Annotated in this window: 19 protein-coding genes; 9 read left to right on the plus strand and 10 right to left on the minus strand. The window is 67.6% G+C overall.

Going from position 1 to position 17,153, the window contains the following annotated elements:
- Positions 1 to 172: 172 nt before the first annotated feature.
- The 7 genes from EOHIBHHM_RS03390 to EOHIBHHM_RS03420 are packed head-to-tail and all read left to right on the plus strand — an operon-like array spanning position 173 to position 7,250.
- Positions 173 to 2,473, plus strand: coding sequence for a type II/IV secretion system ATPase subunit (locus tag EOHIBHHM_RS03390; RefSeq protein ID WP_497254637.1), 2,301 nt, complete (start codon positions 173 to 175; stop codon positions 2,471 to 2,473).
- Positions 2,470 to 4,422 (plus strand): type II secretion system F family protein, encoded by a 1,953-nt coding sequence (locus EOHIBHHM_RS03395; protein ID WP_497254639.1) that lies wholly within the window; start codon positions 2,470 to 2,472, stop codon positions 4,420 to 4,422. Before EOHIBHHM_RS03390 ends, EOHIBHHM_RS03395 begins: the two co-directional genes overlap by 4 nt.
- Positions 4,419 to 5,150, plus strand: a complete 732-nt coding sequence (locus EOHIBHHM_RS03400; RefSeq protein ID WP_497254641.1) for a DUF7289 family protein — start codon at positions 4,419 to 4,421, stop codon at positions 5,148 to 5,150. Before EOHIBHHM_RS03395 ends, EOHIBHHM_RS03400 begins: the two co-directional genes overlap by 4 nt.
- Positions 5,143 to 5,607 carry a DUF7266 family protein gene (locus EOHIBHHM_RS03405; protein ID WP_497254643.1) on the plus strand — a complete coding sequence of 155 codons (465 nt, stop codon included), beginning with the start codon at positions 5,143 to 5,145 and terminating at the stop codon, positions 5,605 to 5,607. The genes EOHIBHHM_RS03400 and EOHIBHHM_RS03405 overlap by 8 nt, the downstream gene beginning before the upstream one ends.
- Complete coding sequence (locus tag EOHIBHHM_RS03410) at positions 5,604 to 6,305, plus strand: DUF7263 family protein (protein WP_497254645.1); 702 nt, start codon at positions 5,604 to 5,606, stop codon at positions 6,303 to 6,305. The genes EOHIBHHM_RS03405 and EOHIBHHM_RS03410 overlap by 4 nt, the downstream gene beginning before the upstream one ends.
- Positions 6,298 to 6,708 (plus strand): DUF7262 family protein, encoded by a 411-nt coding sequence (locus tag EOHIBHHM_RS03415; RefSeq protein WP_497254647.1) that lies wholly within the window; start codon positions 6,298 to 6,300, stop codon positions 6,706 to 6,708. The genes EOHIBHHM_RS03410 and EOHIBHHM_RS03415 overlap by 8 nt, the downstream gene beginning before the upstream one ends.
- Complete coding sequence (locus tag EOHIBHHM_RS03420; protein WP_497254649.1) at positions 6,705 to 7,250, plus strand: DUF7261 family protein; 546 nt, start codon at positions 6,705 to 6,707, stop codon at positions 7,248 to 7,250. Before EOHIBHHM_RS03415 ends, EOHIBHHM_RS03420 begins: the two co-directional genes overlap by 4 nt.
- 71 nt (positions 7,251 to 7,321) lie before the next feature.
- On the opposite strand, the gene EOHIBHHM_RS03425 is transcribed toward EOHIBHHM_RS03420, so the two are convergent.
- From EOHIBHHM_RS03425 to EOHIBHHM_RS03445, 5 genes are all read right to left on the minus strand, one after another.
- A complete protein-coding gene (locus EOHIBHHM_RS03425) occupies positions 7,322 to 8,926 on the minus strand; it encodes a Na+/H+ antiporter NhaC family protein (protein WP_497254651.1) in 1,605 nt (534 codons plus the stop codon).
- Positions 8,927 to 9,149: 223 nt separating this feature from the next.
- Positions 9,150 to 9,362 carry a hypothetical protein gene (locus EOHIBHHM_RS03430; protein ID WP_497254653.1) on the minus strand — a complete coding sequence of 71 codons (213 nt, stop codon included), beginning with the start codon at positions 9,360 to 9,362 and terminating at the stop codon, positions 9,150 to 9,152.
- A 99-nt stretch (positions 9,363 to 9,461) separates the two neighbouring features.
- A complete protein-coding gene (locus tag EOHIBHHM_RS03435; RefSeq protein WP_497254655.1) occupies positions 9,462 to 9,611 on the minus strand; it encodes a hypothetical protein in 150 nt (49 codons plus the stop codon).
- Positions 9,612 to 9,665: 54 nt separating this feature from the next.
- Positions 9,666 to 10,001 carry a HalOD1 output domain-containing protein gene (locus EOHIBHHM_RS03440; RefSeq protein WP_497254657.1) on the minus strand — a complete coding sequence of 112 codons (336 nt, stop codon included), beginning with the start codon at positions 9,999 to 10,001 and terminating at the stop codon, positions 9,666 to 9,668.
- Positions 10,002 to 10,151: 150 nt separating this feature from the next.
- Positions 10,152 to 10,940 carry a helix-turn-helix transcriptional regulator gene (locus EOHIBHHM_RS03445; protein WP_497254659.1) on the minus strand — a complete coding sequence of 263 codons (789 nt, stop codon included), beginning with the start codon at positions 10,938 to 10,940 and terminating at the stop codon, positions 10,152 to 10,154.
- Between the two features lie 215 nt (positions 10,941 to 11,155).
- Here EOHIBHHM_RS03445 and EOHIBHHM_RS03450 point away from each other — a divergent pair, with 215 nt between their 5' ends.
- The gene (locus EOHIBHHM_RS03450; RefSeq protein WP_497254661.1) at positions 11,156 to 12,109 is read left to right on the plus strand and encodes a DMT family transporter; all 954 of its coding nucleotides are present in this window, start codon (positions 11,156 to 11,158) and stop codon (positions 12,107 to 12,109) included.
- Between the two features lie 91 nt (positions 12,110 to 12,200).
- On the opposite strand, the gene EOHIBHHM_RS03455 is transcribed toward EOHIBHHM_RS03450, so the two are convergent.
- The 5 genes from EOHIBHHM_RS03455 to EOHIBHHM_RS03475 all read right to left on the minus strand — a co-directional run bounded on the left by EOHIBHHM_RS03455 (position 12,201) and on the right by EOHIBHHM_RS03475 (position 16,076).
- On the minus strand, positions 12,201 to 12,557 hold the full coding sequence (locus EOHIBHHM_RS03455; protein ID WP_497254663.1) for a metal-dependent transcriptional regulator: 357 nt from the start codon (positions 12,555 to 12,557) through the stop codon (positions 12,201 to 12,203).
- Positions 12,557 to 13,567: a metal ABC transporter permease gene (locus tag EOHIBHHM_RS03460; protein ID WP_497254665.1), complete on the minus strand. Its 1,011-nt coding sequence runs from the start codon at positions 13,565 to 13,567 to the stop codon at positions 12,557 to 12,559. The genes EOHIBHHM_RS03455 and EOHIBHHM_RS03460 overlap by 1 nt, the downstream gene beginning before the upstream one ends.
- Positions 13,564 to 14,346 (minus strand): metal ABC transporter ATP-binding protein, encoded by a 783-nt coding sequence (locus EOHIBHHM_RS03465; RefSeq protein ID WP_497254667.1) that lies wholly within the window; start codon positions 14,344 to 14,346, stop codon positions 13,564 to 13,566. The genes EOHIBHHM_RS03460 and EOHIBHHM_RS03465 overlap by 4 nt, the downstream gene beginning before the upstream one ends.
- Positions 14,343 to 15,428 carry a metal ABC transporter substrate-binding protein gene (locus tag EOHIBHHM_RS03470; protein WP_497254669.1) on the minus strand — a complete coding sequence of 362 codons (1,086 nt, stop codon included), beginning with the start codon at positions 15,426 to 15,428 and terminating at the stop codon, positions 14,343 to 14,345. Before EOHIBHHM_RS03470 ends, EOHIBHHM_RS03465 begins: the two co-directional genes overlap by 4 nt.
- Before the next feature lie 141 nt (positions 15,429 to 15,569).
- Entirely contained in the window at positions 15,570 to 16,076 is a 507-nt protein-coding gene (locus tag EOHIBHHM_RS03475; RefSeq protein ID WP_497254671.1) for a hypothetical protein, read from the minus strand.
- 244 nt (positions 16,077 to 16,320) lie between these two features.
- Between EOHIBHHM_RS03475 and EOHIBHHM_RS03480 the strand changes: the two genes are divergently transcribed.
- On the plus strand, positions 16,321 to 17,085 hold the full coding sequence (locus tag EOHIBHHM_RS03480) for a sugar phosphate isomerase/epimerase family protein (RefSeq protein ID WP_497254673.1): 765 nt from the start codon (positions 16,321 to 16,323) through the stop codon (positions 17,083 to 17,085).
- Positions 17,086 to 17,153: the final 68 nt, after the last annotated feature.

Raw genomic sequence — 17,153 nt, forward strand, 5'->3', positions numbered from 1 at the left:
TCGAGAGAGGAGCGTCGTCGTCTGGACCCCGTCGGCCGCTCGTTCGCCTGCTTCCGGTGGAACCTCGCCGTCTCACGCTCCACCAGACATATCATTTTTCACAAAATTTAAATTCCAAAAGGCGACGAAACGCAGTCATGTTCAGCGACGGACCGTTGGAGGTCGCCAGTCGATGACGGGAGACGTCCCCGCGCCGCTCCCGCCGGACGACCCCGACGCGTGGTACGCCCCGGACGTCCGGGCACAGTACGAGGTACACGCTGACGTCGTAGCGACGATACGCGAGACGGAGACTGGTTTCGACTACGAGATCCGAGAGCCGGTTCTCGGCGCGAGCGGCGAGGCGGCGATGGCGCGGGTTCGGGACCACTTCGACGCGGCGGGTCGGCGCCGACCCCTGACACGAGAGGGCGCGGTCGAACGCGCCGAGGGCGGGGTCGAACCGAAGTACGAGCGGGTGCTCGACCGACTGCTCGACGTCTCGACGGCGACTCGACGACGAGTAGACTATCACGCGCTCTGTGAACTCCGCGTCTTAGAGGAGTTGACGCCGCTCGCGCTCGACGACCGGATCGACGTCGTCGACGCTGGTGACGATGCCGGCGACGACGCCGGCGCGGTCGATGGGACGCCGCTCGTCGTTCACACCGAGAACTTCGCGCCCGCGACGACCGACTTCGCCGCCGACGCCGACTTCGTCGGCCGGGTCGCCGGCGAACGACTCACCAGCTACACTGTCCCGTTCTGCGGGTTCGGCGTCGACGTCGTCGTCTACCGCGAGCATCTCCTCGGGAGCGACCGGTTCACGACGAAGTACGCCGTCCTCGAACCCGACCTCCTCCCCGGCGACGAGGCGCTCATCGAGGAGTGCAAATCGCGTATCTGGGAGACCAACGTCGAGCGCGTCGTCGAGGACCCGCGGGCGTTCGTCGGCGACCGCGCCCAGCAGTTCCTCTCGCGGCGACTCACCGCCCGCAACACCCGCGCCTGGGTCGACGCGGTGACCTACCGACTGAAGCGCGCGCTGGCCGAGTACGACCTTGCGGTGCCACCCGTCGACAGCCGGTTCGCCGAGGATCGACTGGACGACCTGGTCTACTACGTTCTCAGAGATTACGTCGGCGAACACATCCTCACCGTCCCCATCCGCGACCCCCACCTCGAAGACGTCGAGGCCAACCGCGTCGGCGAACGGGTGAAGGTCGTCCCCCGGACCGACGTCGTCGGCGACGGCGGCGACGGTCGCGTCCCGACGAATCTCTCGTTCGAGACGGAGACGACGTTCGTCAACGTCGTCACCCAACTGGCCGCCAGCGACGGCACCGAACTGAACGCGAGTACGCCGAGCGCGAAGGTGAACCTCGACCCACCGGCGGTCGACGAGACGATCCGATGTGCGGTCGCGCTGCCGGTCATCAGCGAGGACGGACCGCACGTCTCCATCCGTAAGCAGTCGGCCGACGCGATGACGCCCGTCGACCTCGTCGAGGGCGGCGCGCTCTCGACGGAGCTCGTGACGCTCCTCTGGTTGCTCTACGAGTACCACGGCATCGTGCTGTTCTCCGGACGGACCGGCGTGGGGAAGACGACGCTGATGAACGCACACATGCCCTTCATCCCGTACGACGACCGTCCGATCAGCATCGACGAGGGGTCCCGAGAGGTCAAACTCCCCCACGAGACGGGCGTCTCGCTCACGACGCGCGACCACGAGAACGAGTACAAGCGCGTCACGATGGCCGACCTGATGACCGAGACCAACTACCTCAACCCCGACGTCGAGGTGATCGCCGAGATCAACACGCCCGCGAGCTTCGAGACGTTCGCCGAGACGCTCAACACGGGTCACGGCGTCGTCGGGACGACCCACGCCGAGGACGTCGAGACGCTGGTCAACCGGGTCGTCGAACAGGGACTCCCGCCGTATCTCCTCCGAGAGCTCGACCTCGTCGTGTTCCCCCGTCGCGTCGACGGCGAGCGCTACGTCGGCGAGGTGGTCGAACTGCTCTCGGCAGCGGCTTACGAAGACGTCACGGGTCGGTGTGGCGTCGTCGAGAAACACGGGGCGGAGATCCACTGGAACACCGTCGCCTGGCGCGACACGAGCGGAGAGTTCCACCTCGACTACGACCACCCACAGCTCGGAGACGACCGTCGCCGGGTCGGCCTGCAGACGTTCGACCGACTCGCCAGCCGGACCGACCGCGACGTCGAGGCCGTCGAGGCCGAGTTCCACCGGAAGCATCGGTACGTCCAGTATCTGGTCCGTGAGGGCGTCTCGGACGTGTCGGCGCTCTTCGACTTCCTCGCGGATCTCCGGACCGACGAGGCGGCGACGGTCGAACGCGTCAGTCGCCGCCTCGAACGCGCCGACCGGGACGACCAGGCCGGAGGGACCGAACGGACCGATCCGATCGGGCAGACCGAGTCGGCGTCGGACGGCCGGACGGTCACCGACGGAGGGACGGGATGAGTCTCGGGACCACCTCGAGTTCGGAGGCGACCGCCACCGGTTCGACCGCGCGGTCGCTCTCCGTCCCCGACCGCGCGCTCTACGCGCTGTTCGCTCGTCACGCCGACGCGGAGCGCCACGCGAGCGACCGCCGCCACTACCGCGGGACGGATCTGCGGACGAGTTTCGACGTCTACCTGGCTCGGGTGTACGGGGTCTCGTGGCTGACGTTCGCCCTCCTCGTCGTCCCGACGTTCCTCGTCGCCGTCGCAGTCCCGGCGTCGACGCTCGCCGCCGTCGCCGCGTTCCTCGAAGCGGGCGTCCCCGTCGTCGAACAGGTCGGCGTCCCGGCGATGCCGCGGCTGTACGTCGCCGTCGGCGTCTCGCTGCTCGTCGCCGCCGCGGGCAAGTGGGCCGTCGTCCGTCTGGGTGGCCTCCAACTCCGCTGGCTCGCCGCCGCCCGACGGTCGGACATCGAGCGGACGCTCCCCGGCGCGGTGCGGTATCTGCACGCGCTCTCCTCGGGGAGCGACGACCAGCGGGCGATGTTACGGAAGGTCGCCGACAGCGACGCCTACGGCGAGACGGCCGTCTCGCTCCGGAAGGCGCTGAACACGGCCGCACTGACCGGGAGCGTCAACGAGGGGCTTCGACGCGTCGCTCGCGACACGCCCTCTCGGGACGCGCTCGCACCGTTCCTGCTCAAGTTCCGCGAACACGCCGATCAGGGCTCCGACGAACTCGCGAACTATCTGCAGATGGAGAGTCGGATGCTCGGTCATCGACAGGCGCGGGCGCGCGAACGTGCAGAGGGGTTCCTCGAACTCCTCGCCGAACTGTTCATCGTGTTGCTCGTGATGCCGTCGCTGCTCGTCATCGTGCTGACGGTGATGAGCGTCCTCGCGCCCGGCCTCTCGGCGCCGATCCGGACGCCGCTCGGGTCGCTGTCCGTGCGTGCGGCCATCGTCTACGGGAGCGCCGCGTTCGTGCTCCTCGTCGGCGTCGCCGCGAGCGCCCTCGTCGGCAACATCCGCCCGACAGACCAGTCGACGACGTACACCCGGCCGGCGAGCGTGGGAGCGACGCTCCGGACCGCGGGGACGAACCCCGCCAGCGCCGCAGTCGTCGTGGCGGTTCCCGCGACGCTCGTCGCGGCGCTCCTCTCGAACGCGGGCTATCACCCGGTCGACGTCGCGCTGCTCGGCTACGTCGCCTACGCGGTGCCGGTCGGCGTCGTCTCGGTTCGACGCGCGCGACTCGACGACGCGAAGGACCGCGAGATCGAGGACTTCGTCCACGCCGTCTCCGGCCACGTCAGTCTCGGCCGGCCGTTCCCCGGGGCCGTCGCGGTGGTCGCCCGCGACGTCGAACTCGGCGCGCTGGACCCCGACGTCTCGGATCTCGCGTTCAACCTGACGCTGACGACGCCCGGCGAGGTCGACGGGGCCTCGGCGTCGGAGCGGTCGGCCGACGACGGGCTTCGGTCGGCCGCCCTCGATCGGTTCGTCGACCGGGTCGGGACGCCGCTGGCGGCTCAGTCGATGGGGCTCGTCACCGGCGCGCTCGACGCCGGCAGCGACACCGAGGCGGTGTTCGAGACGCTCCAGACGGAGATCGGGCGGCTCTACCACGAGAAGAAGGCACTCCGCTCGAACCTGTTGGTGTACGTCGCCGTCGGGTGGACCACCGCGCTGCTCGTCGTCGGCATCACCGTCGCAGTCAACAGTTACGTCCTCGACGGGTTCGCCCAGTTGTCGTCGCTGTCCGGCGGGTCGGGGTTCACCTTCGATCCGAATGCGGTCGACCCGGCACGCGACCGCTTCCGGTTCTACGTCGTCACGCAGGCGACGATGCTCGCCTCGGGGTGGTTCGCCGGGACGGCCAGCAGAGGCCGGTACGAGGCGCTGCTGCACTCGGGTGCGCTGGTCGTCGTCTGTCACGTCGTCTTCGCGGGGGCGGGGCTGGTATGAGCGCCGAGCGAGACGACGGCCGACGCGCACAGTCCACCGTCGTCGGCGTCGCACTCCTGCTCGGCGTGACGATGCTCAGTCTCGGCGTGTTGACCGCCAGCATCGGTACGGTCGTCCAGAGCAACGCCGCGACCGCCGACGCCGGACGGGTCGCAACCGACCTCGACGCGGCACTCGACCCCGTCTCCGCGACGGGGCCGGGCCGCGGGTCGGTCGCCTTCACCGACGGGAACCTCCGTCGCGTCGACCGGACCGTCAGACTGCTGAACGACTCGGGCGTCGTCGAGCGACAGTCGGTCGGCGGGTTGGTCTACACCAACGACCACCACCGCGTCGCGTTCGTCGCGGGCGCGGTCGTCCGCAACACGGGGGAGAACGCACGCCTCGTCACCGACCCGCCGTTCTCGACGTCCGCGAACGTCCTGCTCGTCGGCGTCGCGCGGTTGAACGCCTCGGGGGCAGACGCCGTCGGGGGGTCGAATCGTCACGTCACGCTGCGGACGAACGTCACCCACCGCCGACAGGCGCTGGGGAACGACTCCTACCGCGTCGCCGTCGAGACCGAGACGCCCGTCGCGTGGGAGCGACGCTTCTCGCGAGTGGAGGCGACGACGACGAGACGCGACTTCGACGACGACGGCGTGACGAGCGTCGTCGCCGACTATCCGGGTGAGCGGACCACCTACCTCGTCGTCCACGACCTCCGACTGGAGGTGACGCATGGGTGACGGGAGCGCCGGTCGCGACCGCGCCGTCTCGGCGGTCGTCGGTAAGACGCTCGAACTCGGTCTCGTCGTGATGTTCGTCGGCCTCCTGACGACCACGCTGTACGGCGGCGTCGTCCCCGACTACCGGACGACTGCGGGTGCCGAGGTCGGCGACCGGACGCTCGCTGCCGCCGCCGAGCGCATCGAGACGGCCGTCCCGCCGAACGCGACGGCCGTCCACAGCGAGCGTCGTGTCGATCTCCCGCGGACCATCCGTGGCGACCAGTACGCACTCCGGACGTCGAACGGGACGCTCGTGCTCGCCCATCCCCGCGTCGAGATCGCCGGTCGGACACCGCTCGCGCTCCCGGACGCCGTGGTCGACGTCTCGGGGTCGTGGCGGAGCGGCGGCGACCTGCTCGTCGTCGTCGAGTCGACCGACCGCGGACTCGCCGTCGAACTGGAGGGGTCGCCGTGACCGGAACTCAGAACGGCAGGACGGCCCGCGGACAGGCGAACCTCCCCGTGCTCGCGGTCGCACTCGTACTCCTGACGACTGTCACTGCGGTGAGCGTCGCCTTCGCGGACGGGGCGCTCGGCTCCGCCGACCGCGACCCCGGCGACCGGCGGGTGGCGAACGCCGTCGCGGACCGACTCGTCGCCGCCGACTCCACCGTGGCAGTCCGCGCGAACGTGTTGAACGAGACCAGCGTCGAGTCGCTGAACGCGACGGCGCTGGAGCGACTCGCCCCGCCCGCTCGGGACGCGTCACTCCGCGTCCGACTCGGCGACGAGACGCTCGTCGACCACGGGACGCCGTCGGACGGCGTGACCGTCCGCCGCGTCGTCCTCGTCTCGACCCGAGCGACCGAGCGTCGGTCCGTCGACTTCTCGACGGCGACGACGGTGACGCTCCCTCGCCGGACGAGTCGGGTCCGACTCGACCTCGACACCGGTGGCGACACCACGATTCGAACTGTCCGGGCGAACGACCGAGTCGTCCTCCACGACGACGAGGGACTCACCAGTGGCGGGCCGACGACCGTCCGGACCTCGCGATACGAGACGACTACGTTGGCGTTCGAGACGTCGGGGGGTCGCAACGGAACGGTGTCGGTGACCTACTACCCCGCCGAGACGACGAAGGCGGTACTGGCGGTGACGGCGGATGCGTGAGGCGCGCGCACAGCTGTCGCTGTCGGCTATCGAGGCCGGCGTCGGCGTCGTGTTCGTCCTCGCCGTCGCCGCCGGGTTCGGACTCGGTCTCCCGCAACCCGAGACGCAGGAGGCACAACTCGACGCGTACGCAACCGACGCGACGACGGTTCTCTCGCGAGAGGCGCCTCGCCACGCGGGGGCGACGCGTCTCTCGGAGGTGGCGCGCTCGGCGGAGAGTTTCGCCCGCGAGAGCGACGCGCTGGAACGCCGGGTCGACCGCATCCTTCCGGCGAACCTCATGTTTCGACTCCGGACGCCACACGGGAGCGTCGGCTACCATCGTCCGACCGGCGTCCCCGTCGGGCAGTCGACCGTGACCACGCTCCACGGAGAGGTCACGATCTGGGTGTGGTACGCGTGAGAGCGCGAGAGAGCGACGAACGCGGCCGTGGACAGCTCGTGCTCGTCGCGGCCGGTATCGTCGCCATCGCGCTGGTCCCGATGGTCGTCGCCTACCTCCAGTTGGGGTACCACGCCGACGTCGCCGCGAGCGCCGAGTACCACCAGCCCGCCTCGAACGCCGAGCGGGTCCTCGACCGAGCCGTCCACAACGCGACGGCCGACGCTCGCGGCGAGTACACTTGGTCCCAGCGGACGTTCGCCGCCGACGGCGTCAACCGGTCGCTGGAACCGTTCGTCCGACAGATCGAGCAGTCGCGGCTGGAGGCGGGCGTCGTCTACGAAGTCGCCCAGAACGGGTCGGCGGCGACGACGTGGGCCGGACGGAACTGCCCCAGCGGACCGAACCGGGAGTTCGGCCCGTGTGAGACTCGTGGCGGTGTCGTCGTTCAGGAGCGGGCCGGCGAAACAGACGTACTCGCGGTGGCGTTCGACGTCCGCGTGACGAGCGACGACGGGACGACGGACGTGACGTTCGTGTTCCGGGGCGTGGGTGGTCGCTGAAGAGGAACGGACGCGAAGAGGACGACCCGAGTTGCGGATCGAACCGCATCGTCGTCGGGACCGGCTGCGTCTCAGTCGTCGCCGGTCGTCCCCCGGACCGACGTCTGCGTCGCCGCCGGTTTCGCCGGGACGTCCTTCCGTCGGGCGTCGAGTTCCGAGAGGCCGTAGACGAGTCCGACCAGCGTCAGGACGCCCACCGGTAGCAACACCAGCGGCGAGAGGTTCGTCACGCCGTACAGGAGGTAGACGACGATCGTCGCGAGCAGAACGGTGAACGCGTAGTACATCTGCGTTCTGACGTGGTCGATGTGGTCCGACCCCGCGAACGTCGAGGCGAGGACGGTGGTGTCGGAGATGGGCGAGCAGTTGTCGCCGAAGATCGCGCCGCTGAACATCGCGCCGATGGCGACCGCGACGAACTGGGGTGAGCTACCGCCGATCTCCCACGCCAGCGGGATCACGATGGGCGTCATGATCGACATCGTCCCCCAGGAGGTGCCGATGGCGAACGCGATGAACGCCGACGTGACGAAGACGACCACTGGGACGAGAAGCGGCGAGACGACGCCGGTCGCGAACTGCGTGACGTAGGCGCCGGTGCCGAGCGCGGTCGCGACGGCACCGATCGACCAGGCGAGGACGAGGATGCTGAGTGCCGGCAGCATCGTCGCGAAGCCGTCGAGGACCGTCTCCATCGCCTCGCCGAGCGAGAGCAGCCCCTCGGCGAGTCCCACCACGACGCCCGCCGCGACCATCGCGAACGACCCCCAGACGAGCGCGGTCGCGACCTCGGTGTTGTTTATCATCTCGACGAACGTCCGGCCGGGAGCGTACCCCATCGTGGCCGCACCGCCGACCACCACGGCGACGAGCGCGACGACGGGGACGACGAACACGCGAAGCGGTGCGTCGTCGGTGACCGGTTCGCCCAACTCGCCTTTGATCTCCTGGAGCGGTTGGGCGTCCTCGCGGATGACCGCACCCGTTCGCTGGGCGCGCTCTTCGGCGTCGAGCATCTCGCCGAAGTCCCGTTGCGTGACGACGACGATCCCGACCATCGCGATGGCCAGGATCGAGTACACGTTGTACGGAATGCTCTGGATGAACGTCGCGGCCGCGGACGGCGTCTGTCCGACGATCCCGAGCTCTTGGTACTGGTTGGCGATGAGTCCGATCTCGAAGGCGACCCAACTCGAGAGACCGATCGTCGCCACGGGTGCGGCCGTCGAGTCGAGGAGGTACGCGAGCTTCTCGCGGGACATCCGCATCTCGTCGGCGAGCGTCTTCATCGAACTGCCGACGATCGCGTTGTTGGCGTAGTCGTCGAAGTTCCAGAGGAGGCCGAGCAGCCACGTCGAGATCCCGATCTTCCGGTGGGAGTCGATCCGTTCGGTCGCGAACCGAGTGATCGCGATCGCCCCGCCCAGCCGCCAGACGAGGGCGATACCGGCCCCGATCTGGAGCGTGAAGACGAGGATCTTCGCGTTGAAGGTACTCTCCCCGATGGAGGAGACGACCCACTGGTACAGCTGGCCGACGCCGAGCCCGCCGGAGTAGATGACTCCGCCGACCCAGACGCCGAGGAAGAGCGACAGCATCGCCCGACGCGTCACGATCGCCAGTGCGATCGCCAACAGCGGCGGGACCAGTGACAGCGCGCCGAACTCGGATGGCATGTTACACGAGTACACACATCATGGGTCAAAGCGCTTTTTGCCGTTCTGTTGTCACTCGTCGCGGAACCGAACAGCCGCTCGCCGGGAAGAGAGCAGAAAGAAAGCGGGAAGAGAACATCACCAGATCGTTCGACGGCCCTCCGTCGGACGACGCTCACGACGGCGGGCGGGCGTCTGTCGGACTCCGTCTCACGGCTGGCGACGGCGAACGTGGTCGCGGCGTTCAGGTCACTCGGACGACGCCGTCGACCTCGTAGAGATAGCCCTTCAGGAGCAACCGTTCGAGGAGGTGAGCCGCGTCGTCGGTGTCTCCTTCGTCGATGACACCGAGCACCTCCGTGCGCGTCAACTCACCGTCCGTTCGGGTCGCACGGCGACGGATGCGCTCGAACGCGTCGGTTTCGAGTCCCGTGAGTGGCGTGTCGGTGGCTCGCATCACGTACTACTGTGACGTCATCCACCATGAATATACGGCCTGAGTAGTGGCCCCGAGTGGTCGCGTTCCGGGGGCGTCGGTCAGCGGGCGACACACGGTCTAGCGTTCGACGGGGACCGAGTACGTCGAGAGGAGCCACGCGTTCGCTCGCGTCGGGTCCTCGAGCAGGACGACAGTGCCGTAGCGATCCTCGTACTCGGTGAGTCTCGTCGAACCGTCGGCGTGAGAGTGGGTGTTGGGGTGGTCCATCGAGGGGTGTCTCTGGGAGCCTCGTTCGGCGGTGCCATCGACGGGCGGCCGGAATCAGGGGGCGTTCGCGGAGGCGACGGTGGGGTTCGAACGCTCCTCGGAGACCGTCGAGTGGGGGTCGACGCGGACCTCTGCGGTTCCGTCGGTCTCGACCGAGATCGTTACCTGAAACGTCTCGACGGGGAAGGAGATCGTCCCCTGTCGACAGATACCCGGCGTCGACGAGTCGAACAGCCCGTCCAGTGCACTCGGGTCGACGTAGTGATAGACACACAGATCCAGATCGCTCGGCTCGACGCCGCGGGCCTCCGCGAGGGCATCAAAGAGGACGGTGCTCAGAGACTCCCTCGACGTCTCGTTTTCGAGTCGAAAACAGACCGTGTCACTCATAGGTAGTACAGCCATACTGTTCGCCCTACTAAAATGTTCACATTCCGTGGATAATGTTACAGAGACGTCGAGACGTACTATCGGAGGCCGTACTGGAGATCGACCGCGGCAGGAGATCGACCGACGCGTCGCCGGACAGGATGTCGACGCCTACAGCTGTTCGGGGTCGAGCGGCGTCGCCGTCTCCCAGTACCGGCCGAACGTCTCGTCGGCCCACGCGAGGACGGCGGGGTCGTCGACGTCGAGCGAGGCTTGCAACAGTCCCCGGTCGTCGCGCAAGAACAGGTGGACGACCGAGTCTGCGACCGTCGCCGCGATCGGGATCTCCTCGTCCGTGATGCGGATCGAGGCGTGGTCGGCGGTGAGCAGTTCGTGGAGCTGCTGTCGCAGTCGCGAGTCGTCGGCGATGGCGTCGATGGCCGACGACGAGAAGACGCCTTCGAACCGCTGGCGGCCGTCGGCCGTCCGGTCGGTGATGACGTCGAGACTCTGTTCGTTGAACGCGTAGGAGAAGATGCGGACCTCCTCGGCGTCGCCCAGGAGGTCGAGTGCCCGCTTGACCGGCGCGTTCGGCCGCACCTGACTCGGGGTGGTGATCGTCGCGTCGGCCAGCCGTTCGAGGTCGAACCCGATGGCGTCGGTCGGAAGCCACCGGACGACCGGCCGGAGTTTCTCCTCGGTGTCGACGATCGAGAGCAGGTCGTCGAACCCCCGGGCGACCAGCGTCCCAGTCGCCGTCGCCCGATACTCGCCGCCGTCGCGGACGACCCACGACCGCTCCTCGAAGTCGCTGAGAATCCGCCCCACCGTCGGCTGTGACGCGCCGGTCTCCGCGACCAGTTCGCGCCGCGTGTGCGGCCGGTCGGCCAGTAACCGCAACGTCTCGACCCGGTTCGGCGAGAGCGCGAGAAACTCGATCTCCGCGAGCGCAGACTCCATACCGAAGCTGTCGAGCCGCACCGGGATACGGTTTTCGTGTCGTGAAATAGTTTCACAGAGTGAATTACGGGCAGGCGATGGCCACATTTCTTACCGTGAATTTATTTCTGAATAAATGTTTAACCCCGGCGTGCGTACCGAAGAGTAATGAGACCACACTCGCAGACTGACGACGGATCGGTCCTCGCGGTCGACGCCGTCGGCGGAGGTGGACAGTGAACGGAACGCGCCGTCGACTCGTGCTGTTCCTGCTGACGAGCGTCTTCTTCGGCGGGACGTTCGTGGCGGCGAAGGCGGGGCTCGACTACTTCCCGCCGCTGCTGTTCGTCGCCTTCCGGTTCGACATCGCCGCCGTCGTCCTCCTCGGATACGCCGTCGCGACGACGCCGCGCGAGGAGTTGCTCCCCCGGACGGCCCGCGACGTCGTCGGGGTGCTGGCGACCGGCGTGTTCGTCATCGGACTCGCCAACGCCTTCCTCTTCGTCGGTCAGCAGTACGTCTCGAGCGCCGTGGGATCGATCATCTTCAGCCTCAACCCCATCCTGACGCCGGTGTTCGCGGCGGTGCTGCTCGCGGACGAACGACTCTCGCGCCGGGGGGCGGTCGGGATGGTCGTCGGACTGCTCGGCGTCGCCCTCGTCGTCCAACCCGACCCGGCGACGCTGCTCGGCGGCGGCGCGCTCGGGAAGGGGATCGTGTTCCTGGGGGCGGTCAGCGGCGCGCTCGGGAGCGTCCTCGTCCGGTGGGCCGACACCGACCTGTCGAGCACCGCACGGACGGCGTGGGCGCTTCCGGTCAGCGCGGGCCTCACACACACACTCAGCGGCGTCAGCGGCGAGTCGCTGGCGGCGGTGACGTGGACGCCGACGGCGCTCCTCGCGCTCGGCTACGTCGGCGTCTTCGCCGGGGCAGCGGCCTACATCACCTACTTCGGCCTCCTCGACGACGTCGGGGCGATTCAGGGGAACCTCGTCTTCTACGTGGTCCCCATCGTCGCCACGCTCGGCGGGTCGGTGCTGCTCGGCGAGTCCATCTCGGCGCTCACGCTGGTCGGCTTCGCGACCATCTTCGCCGGCTTCGCCGTCCTCGGCGGGGAGTCGCTGGTGAGCGAACTCCGGCGCGCCTACGCCGCCGCCTCGACGCGGTGGCAGGCGAACGACGTCGTCTGATTGCAGCTCGAACTGGTCGAAAATATTCAGTAATGTTCAGTTAGAACCGCGTGCATCCTACCGGATGGAATCGAGGTGACGAGCGATGGCCCTACCGAGAGGTCCCGCTACCTCGTGGCTTCAGCGAACAGGGTTCCCCGAACAGTTCGACGAGCAGCGTCTCTGTGAGTCGGTGTCTGCGCACCACGTCGAGTGCGGCGGCGCGTCCTTCGTCTGTGAGGCGAACGGGACGGTGTTTCTCTCGGTCGACGGGTCCACGCGCGGCGAGTGCGTCGAACGTGCTCGTCGCGGTCGCCCGCGTGACGCCGAGTCGGTCGGCGACGGCCGCGTTCGACACCCAGCCGTCACCGTCCCTGGCCAGCCGGTAGATGTGGCGGAGCGCGTCTTCCATCGCGGGTGTGACGGACGCTCGTGGCGGCGACGACGTTTCGGTGTCCGGCGACGTCATCAATCCGAGTGTGCCTCGGCCTCCTCTGCGGTGATGCTCCCGACCTCCAGCGGGGTGTCCTCGCCGAGCGACCCGAGCACCTTCCCGAGGGCGACGGTGACGACGTAGATGGCCACGGCGACGAGGACGATGACGCCGCCAGCGGTCGCCTCACCGTAGTAGGCCACGCCGATGCCGAGCAGCACGGCGAGTTCCGCGAGGACGACCGAGACGAGAAGCGACTCGGAGAAGCTCCGCGACACCTGCGCCGCGCCCGCGACGGGGACGACGAGCATCGCCGCGACGAGGATGACTCCCATGATCTGCATCGCACCCACGACGACCAGCGCGGTCAACATCACCATGATTCGGTTGTACCAACTCACCGAGAGACCGGACACCGCAGCGGCCGTCTCGTCGAACGTCACGTAGAGCAGTTGGTTCCGGGTGAGCGCGACCGTCCCGACGATGATGCCGAACAACACGAGGAGGATGGCCGCGTTCTCCGCCGAGACTGTCGAGAGATTGCCGAACAGGAACTGGTTGACGCCGACCGCCAGTCCGCCGGCGTTGATGCTGATGAGCGTCGATCCGAGTGCGAACCCGGTCGAGAGCACGATGGCCATCGAGACGTCGTTGTAGGCGTCGGTCGCCTCCGAGATGAGTTCGATGAGCAACGCCGCAATCATCGCGACGACGACCGCCGTCAGATACGGCGAGACGTTCAGATCGAGGACGGCGTTGATGAACAGACCGACCGCGACCCCCGCGAAGGCGGTGTGTGCGAGCGCGTCGCCGATGAGCGCGAGTTGGCGATGGACGAGGAACGTCCCGATGAGTGGGGCCATCACCCCGATACAGAGTCCAACCAGGATAGCCCGGTGCATGAACTGGTATCCGAGCAGTTCGAGTCCGGTCACGCCGGCGAGCCAGAACAGCAGCTCCGACCAGATGCCGAGCAGCCAGTACAGCGGAGCGAAGACGGGGTCCAGCGGACTGCCCTGCAGCGCCACCGCGAGCAGTCCCGTCATCGGTTCTCACCTACGAAGTTCGCCGCCGTGCCGAAGGCCCGAGCGAGCGCGTCGCTCTCGACGAACTCCGCGGTCGGGCCGTCGAAGTAGACCTCGCGGTTGAGACAGACGACCCGCTCGGCCTGTTGGGTGACGGCGCTCAGGTCGTGTTCGATGAGCAGAATCGTGATCCCCGCCGCGTTGAGCGCGTCGAGCAGGTCGTAGAACGCCTCGACGGACTCGGCGTCGACACCGACCGTCGGTTCGTCGAGGACGAGCAGGTCGGCCTCGCCGGCGAGCGCCCGAGCGATGAACGCCCGCTGTCGCTGCCCGCCGGAGAGCTGTGTCACGCGACGGTCCGCGAACGAACTCATTCCGACCGTGTCGAGTGCGCGGTCGACGATCGCGCGATCCTCTGCGGAGAGTCGCCCGAAGCCGACGTGCGGGAACCGGCCCATCTTCACGACCTCGCGGACGGTGATGGGCATCTCCTTCGACGCGCTGGCGTGCTGAGCGACGTAGCCGATGCGGGCACCGTCGTCGAACCGGTGCGACGCGTCGCCGAACAGCCGGGCCGTCCCTTCGTCGGGCGTGAGGAGACCGAGCATGAGCTTCATCAGCGTCGACTTCCCGGAGCCGTTCGGACCGACGACGGCGACGTACTCGCCGGGAGTGATGCGGAGCGAGACGTCTTCGACGACCGGCGTGGCGGTGTAGCCGAACGTCACGTCGGTGAGCGAGACGACCGGTGCGTCGGTAGTGGCACCGTTGCGGCGCGCTCGTTCGCCGGTGAGGCTCATTCGAAGTTCCTCCACTGCTCGGCCCACCCGTCGGGACCGACTTCTTCGGGTGTCTCGTTGCCGAGGACGACCTCGAAGGTAGGCATGTTGATGTTGTCGGCGATCTCTTCGTACCCCCACTCGTTCTCGACCCACTCCTTCCGGACGCCGGCGTACGGCGTCACAGGGAAGTAGCCCTCGACGGACGTCTCGGCGAGCAGCTGTTTCGCCGGCTTCCGTGTCTCGAAGACGCCGGCACCGATGTATCTGATGTCGTTCGTCTGGATGGTCTCTTTCGCCTTCGTGATGTCGGACGGTTTGACGTCGCCGCTCGCCGCGAGATTGAACACGAGCGGTCGCATCTCGACGCCGTACCGTGCACCGATGTACTGGAACGCGTTGTGTGCGGCCAGTTGGACGACGCTCTTCGACGCCTCGTCGAAGATCCGCTGGTAGTCGCGGTCGATGCGGTCGAGGACGTCCGTCTTGTATGCCGAGGCGTTCGCTCGGAACGTCTCCTCGTGGTCTGGGGCGAGTTCGACGAACCCCTCGGTGATGTTGTCGACCGACGTCTTCGCTCGTCGGGGGTCGAGCCAGAAGTGGGGGTCTTTCCCTCTCCCCTCGCCGACGCCCTCCTCGTCTCTGTCGAGACTGGCGGCGAGGTCGACGAGTTCGACCCCCTCGCGGACGTTTATGAGTTGCGTCCCCACCTCGTCGTCTTTCAGTGTCTGAATCGCGCGGTCGGCCCACGGCTGGAAGTCCTCTCCGACGTGGACGAACGCGTCCGCCTCGATGATGTCTCTCGTGACGCTCGCGTTCGGTTCCCAACCGTGACCGTGGAGACCGGTCGGAACGAGGTTTCTGACCCGAACCGGGGTGTCGCGTGCGATCTTTCGTCCGAAGTCGTAGAAACTGAAGAACGACGCGACGGCGACTGGTCCGTCGCGGGACTCGTCGCTCTGCGTGCGCTCGGTACTTCCACTGTTCTCGTCACCGCTGGCGAGACACCCCGCCAGGCCGGTCGTCAGAAGGCCGGAACCGGCGACCAACGCCTGTCGTCGCGAGATCCTCTCGCTCACCGCTGGACCGGACGTGTCGTTCATGTTCGACCGAAGATGCTGACTCTAATGTAATAGTACTACTGGTCGAATCTGTAGATTAGACGTGTCTAATTCATGGCGCGATACTCGGCGGTCGCTCGGGAGACGCGGAGTGAGAGAGAAGGCGGAAGGGGACGGGCGGGTTCAGTTCTGCGGCTGTTCGTTCGGGACGGCTTCGAGCGTGACCGTGTACTTCTTGACCTTCGCAGGGTCGACGTCCGGGAACTGCGCCACGAGGTCGTAGCTCTGGCCGGACTCGTACTCGCTGAGGATGTCGACGTCGTTGCCGACGGTGATCTGGCTGTAGCTCACGTCGCTGCGGAGATAGATGTCGCCGTCGACCGCGTCGGCGTCGGTCACCTTCACCGAAGCCCGGACGACGAGACTGCCGTCGTCGATGGCGGCCTCGTGTGAGACGAGTTCGACTGCGCCCTGCAGCGTGTTCTCCACCTCGCTCTCGTAGGAACTGGTGTCGACGTCGCTGCCGCCGGACTCGGTGGACGTGCTGGAGGCCGAAGTGGTGTTACCGGCCGCGCTGTCGCCGCCGTCGTCGCTGTCGTCACCGGAAAGTCCGGAACAGCCGGCGAGGGCGACAGCGCCACTGGTTGCGAGTCCGATGCGAGTCAAGAGCGTACGTCGAGTCGAAGTCATGAATCGGGTGCCTCTAAACTGACTGTCGGTCGTGACGACCAGTCAGATGGGAAGGACGTGAAACGCCGATAAGTGTCTTCGGGCCGTTGTCTGACGCGCGTCTGTGGGTCTCCGTAGCAGATTCTGGTGTCTCGACACGTAGTCGTCGAGTGCTCGTGACCCGCCGATCACGACCAGTTGCGACGACAGCGAGGAGGATAGCGCTATCTCCTCGCCCGACCAACCGTCGGTCGGACACACGACGATGCACTACGGCGCGTCACTCGATCTGCGGTTCGAGGAGTCGGTCGAGGAGTTCGTCCTGTTTCTCCGCACGCTGGGACTCTCGCACGTCGAGATCAGGCGTGGCTATCTCGACGTCGCTCCGGACGCGCCGACGCCGGCCGACCTCCGTGACCTCGCCGACGCCTACGACGTGACGTACACGTTTCACGCGCCTCACCTCGACAGCAACCTCGGGAACCTCAACGAGCAACTGCGGCGTGGGAGCGTCGCCTCGGTCGTCGAGACGCTGAACGACGCCGCCGCGGCCGGCGCGGGAGCGGTCGTCGTCCACGGCGGCGACGTGCCGAAGCGGTACCCCCGGCGAGTGCGGGCGTACGCTCGCGAGCAGGCCGTCCGGTCACTCCGCGAGTGTGCGGCTCACGCCGCCGACGTCGGCGTCCCCCTGTGTCTCGAGAACCAACGCGAGACGACGCGTCGACGGCGACACACGTCGACGCCGGAGCGACTCGCCGCCCTCCTCGACGACGTCGGTGCCGACGCCACCGCGCTCGGCGTCACGCTCGACGTCGGCCACGCGAAGGCGACCGGAGTCGACTCCCAGGCGTTCGTCGACCGCTTCGGCGACCGTATCCGCGTCGCCCACCTCCACGACAACGACGGCACCGGCGACGCCCACGACCCCCTACCGACGTTTCGGGAGGTGGCCGCGACGATCGGCGCCGAGTACAACGTCCTCGAGATGAAGTCGCTCGCCGACGTCGAACGCTGCGTCCGCAGCGAGTGACCGAAGGAGATCGGACGGAACGGCACACCGACGGAGCAGTCGTTTACATATCAACCGCCCGTTTTTCG

It is taken from the genome of Halogranum roseipondis (assembly GCF_059695585.1).

Bases quoted from the DNA above. Each gene is read 5' to 3' on its own strand.
- EOHIBHHM_RS03445 (WP_497254659.1), bottom strand. From the start codon at position 10,940: ATGGAGTCTGCGCTCGCGGAGATCGAGTTTCTCGCGCTCTCGCCGAAC.
- EOHIBHHM_RS03390 (WP_497254637.1), top strand. From the start codon at position 173: ATGACGGGAGACGTCCCCGCGCCGCTCCCGCCGGACGACCCCGACGCG.
- EOHIBHHM_RS03465 (WP_497254667.1), bottom strand. From the start codon at position 14,346: ATGAGCCTCACCGGCGAACGAGCGCGCCGCAACGGTGCCACTACCGAC.
- EOHIBHHM_RS03460 (WP_497254665.1), bottom strand. From the start codon at position 13,567: ATGACGGGACTGCTCGCGGTGGCGCTGCAGGGCAGTCCGCTGGACCCC.
- EOHIBHHM_RS03475 (WP_497254671.1), bottom strand. From the start codon at position 16,076: ATGACTTCGACTCGACGTACGCTCTTGACTCGCATCGGACTCGCAACC.
- EOHIBHHM_RS03470 (WP_497254669.1), bottom strand. From the start codon at position 15,428: ATGAACGACACGTCCGGTCCAGCGGTGAGCGAGAGGATCTCGCGACGA.
- EOHIBHHM_RS03455 (WP_497254663.1), bottom strand. From the start codon at position 12,557: ATGACGTCGCCGGACACCGAAACGTCGTCGCCGCCACGAGCGTCCGTC.
- EOHIBHHM_RS03405 (WP_497254643.1), top strand. From the start codon at position 5,143: ATGGGTGACGGGAGCGCCGGTCGCGACCGCGCCGTCTCGGCGGTCGTC.
- EOHIBHHM_RS03425 (WP_497254651.1), bottom strand. From the start codon at position 8,926: ATGCCATCCGAGTTCGGCGCGCTGTCACTGGTCCCGCCGCTGTTGGCG.
- EOHIBHHM_RS03440 (WP_497254657.1), bottom strand. From the start codon at position 10,001: ATGAGTGACACGGTCTGTTTTCGACTCGAAAACGAGACGTCGAGGGAG.
- EOHIBHHM_RS03415 (WP_497254647.1), top strand. From the start codon at position 6,298: ATGCGTGAGGCGCGCGCACAGCTGTCGCTGTCGGCTATCGAGGCCGGC.
- EOHIBHHM_RS03480 (WP_497254673.1), top strand. From the start codon at position 16,321: ATGCACTACGGCGCGTCACTCGATCTGCGGTTCGAGGAGTCGGTCGAG.
- EOHIBHHM_RS03395 (WP_497254639.1), top strand. From the start codon at position 2,470: ATGAGTCTCGGGACCACCTCGAGTTCGGAGGCGACCGCCACCGGTTCG.
- EOHIBHHM_RS03435 (WP_497254655.1), bottom strand. From the start codon at position 9,611: ATGGACCACCCCAACACCCACTCTCACGCCGACGGTTCGACGAGACTC.
- EOHIBHHM_RS03400 (WP_497254641.1), top strand. From the start codon at position 4,419: ATGAGCGCCGAGCGAGACGACGGCCGACGCGCACAGTCCACCGTCGTC.
- EOHIBHHM_RS03430 (WP_497254653.1), bottom strand. From the start codon at position 9,362: ATGCGAGCCACCGACACGCCACTCACGGGACTCGAAACCGACGCGTTC.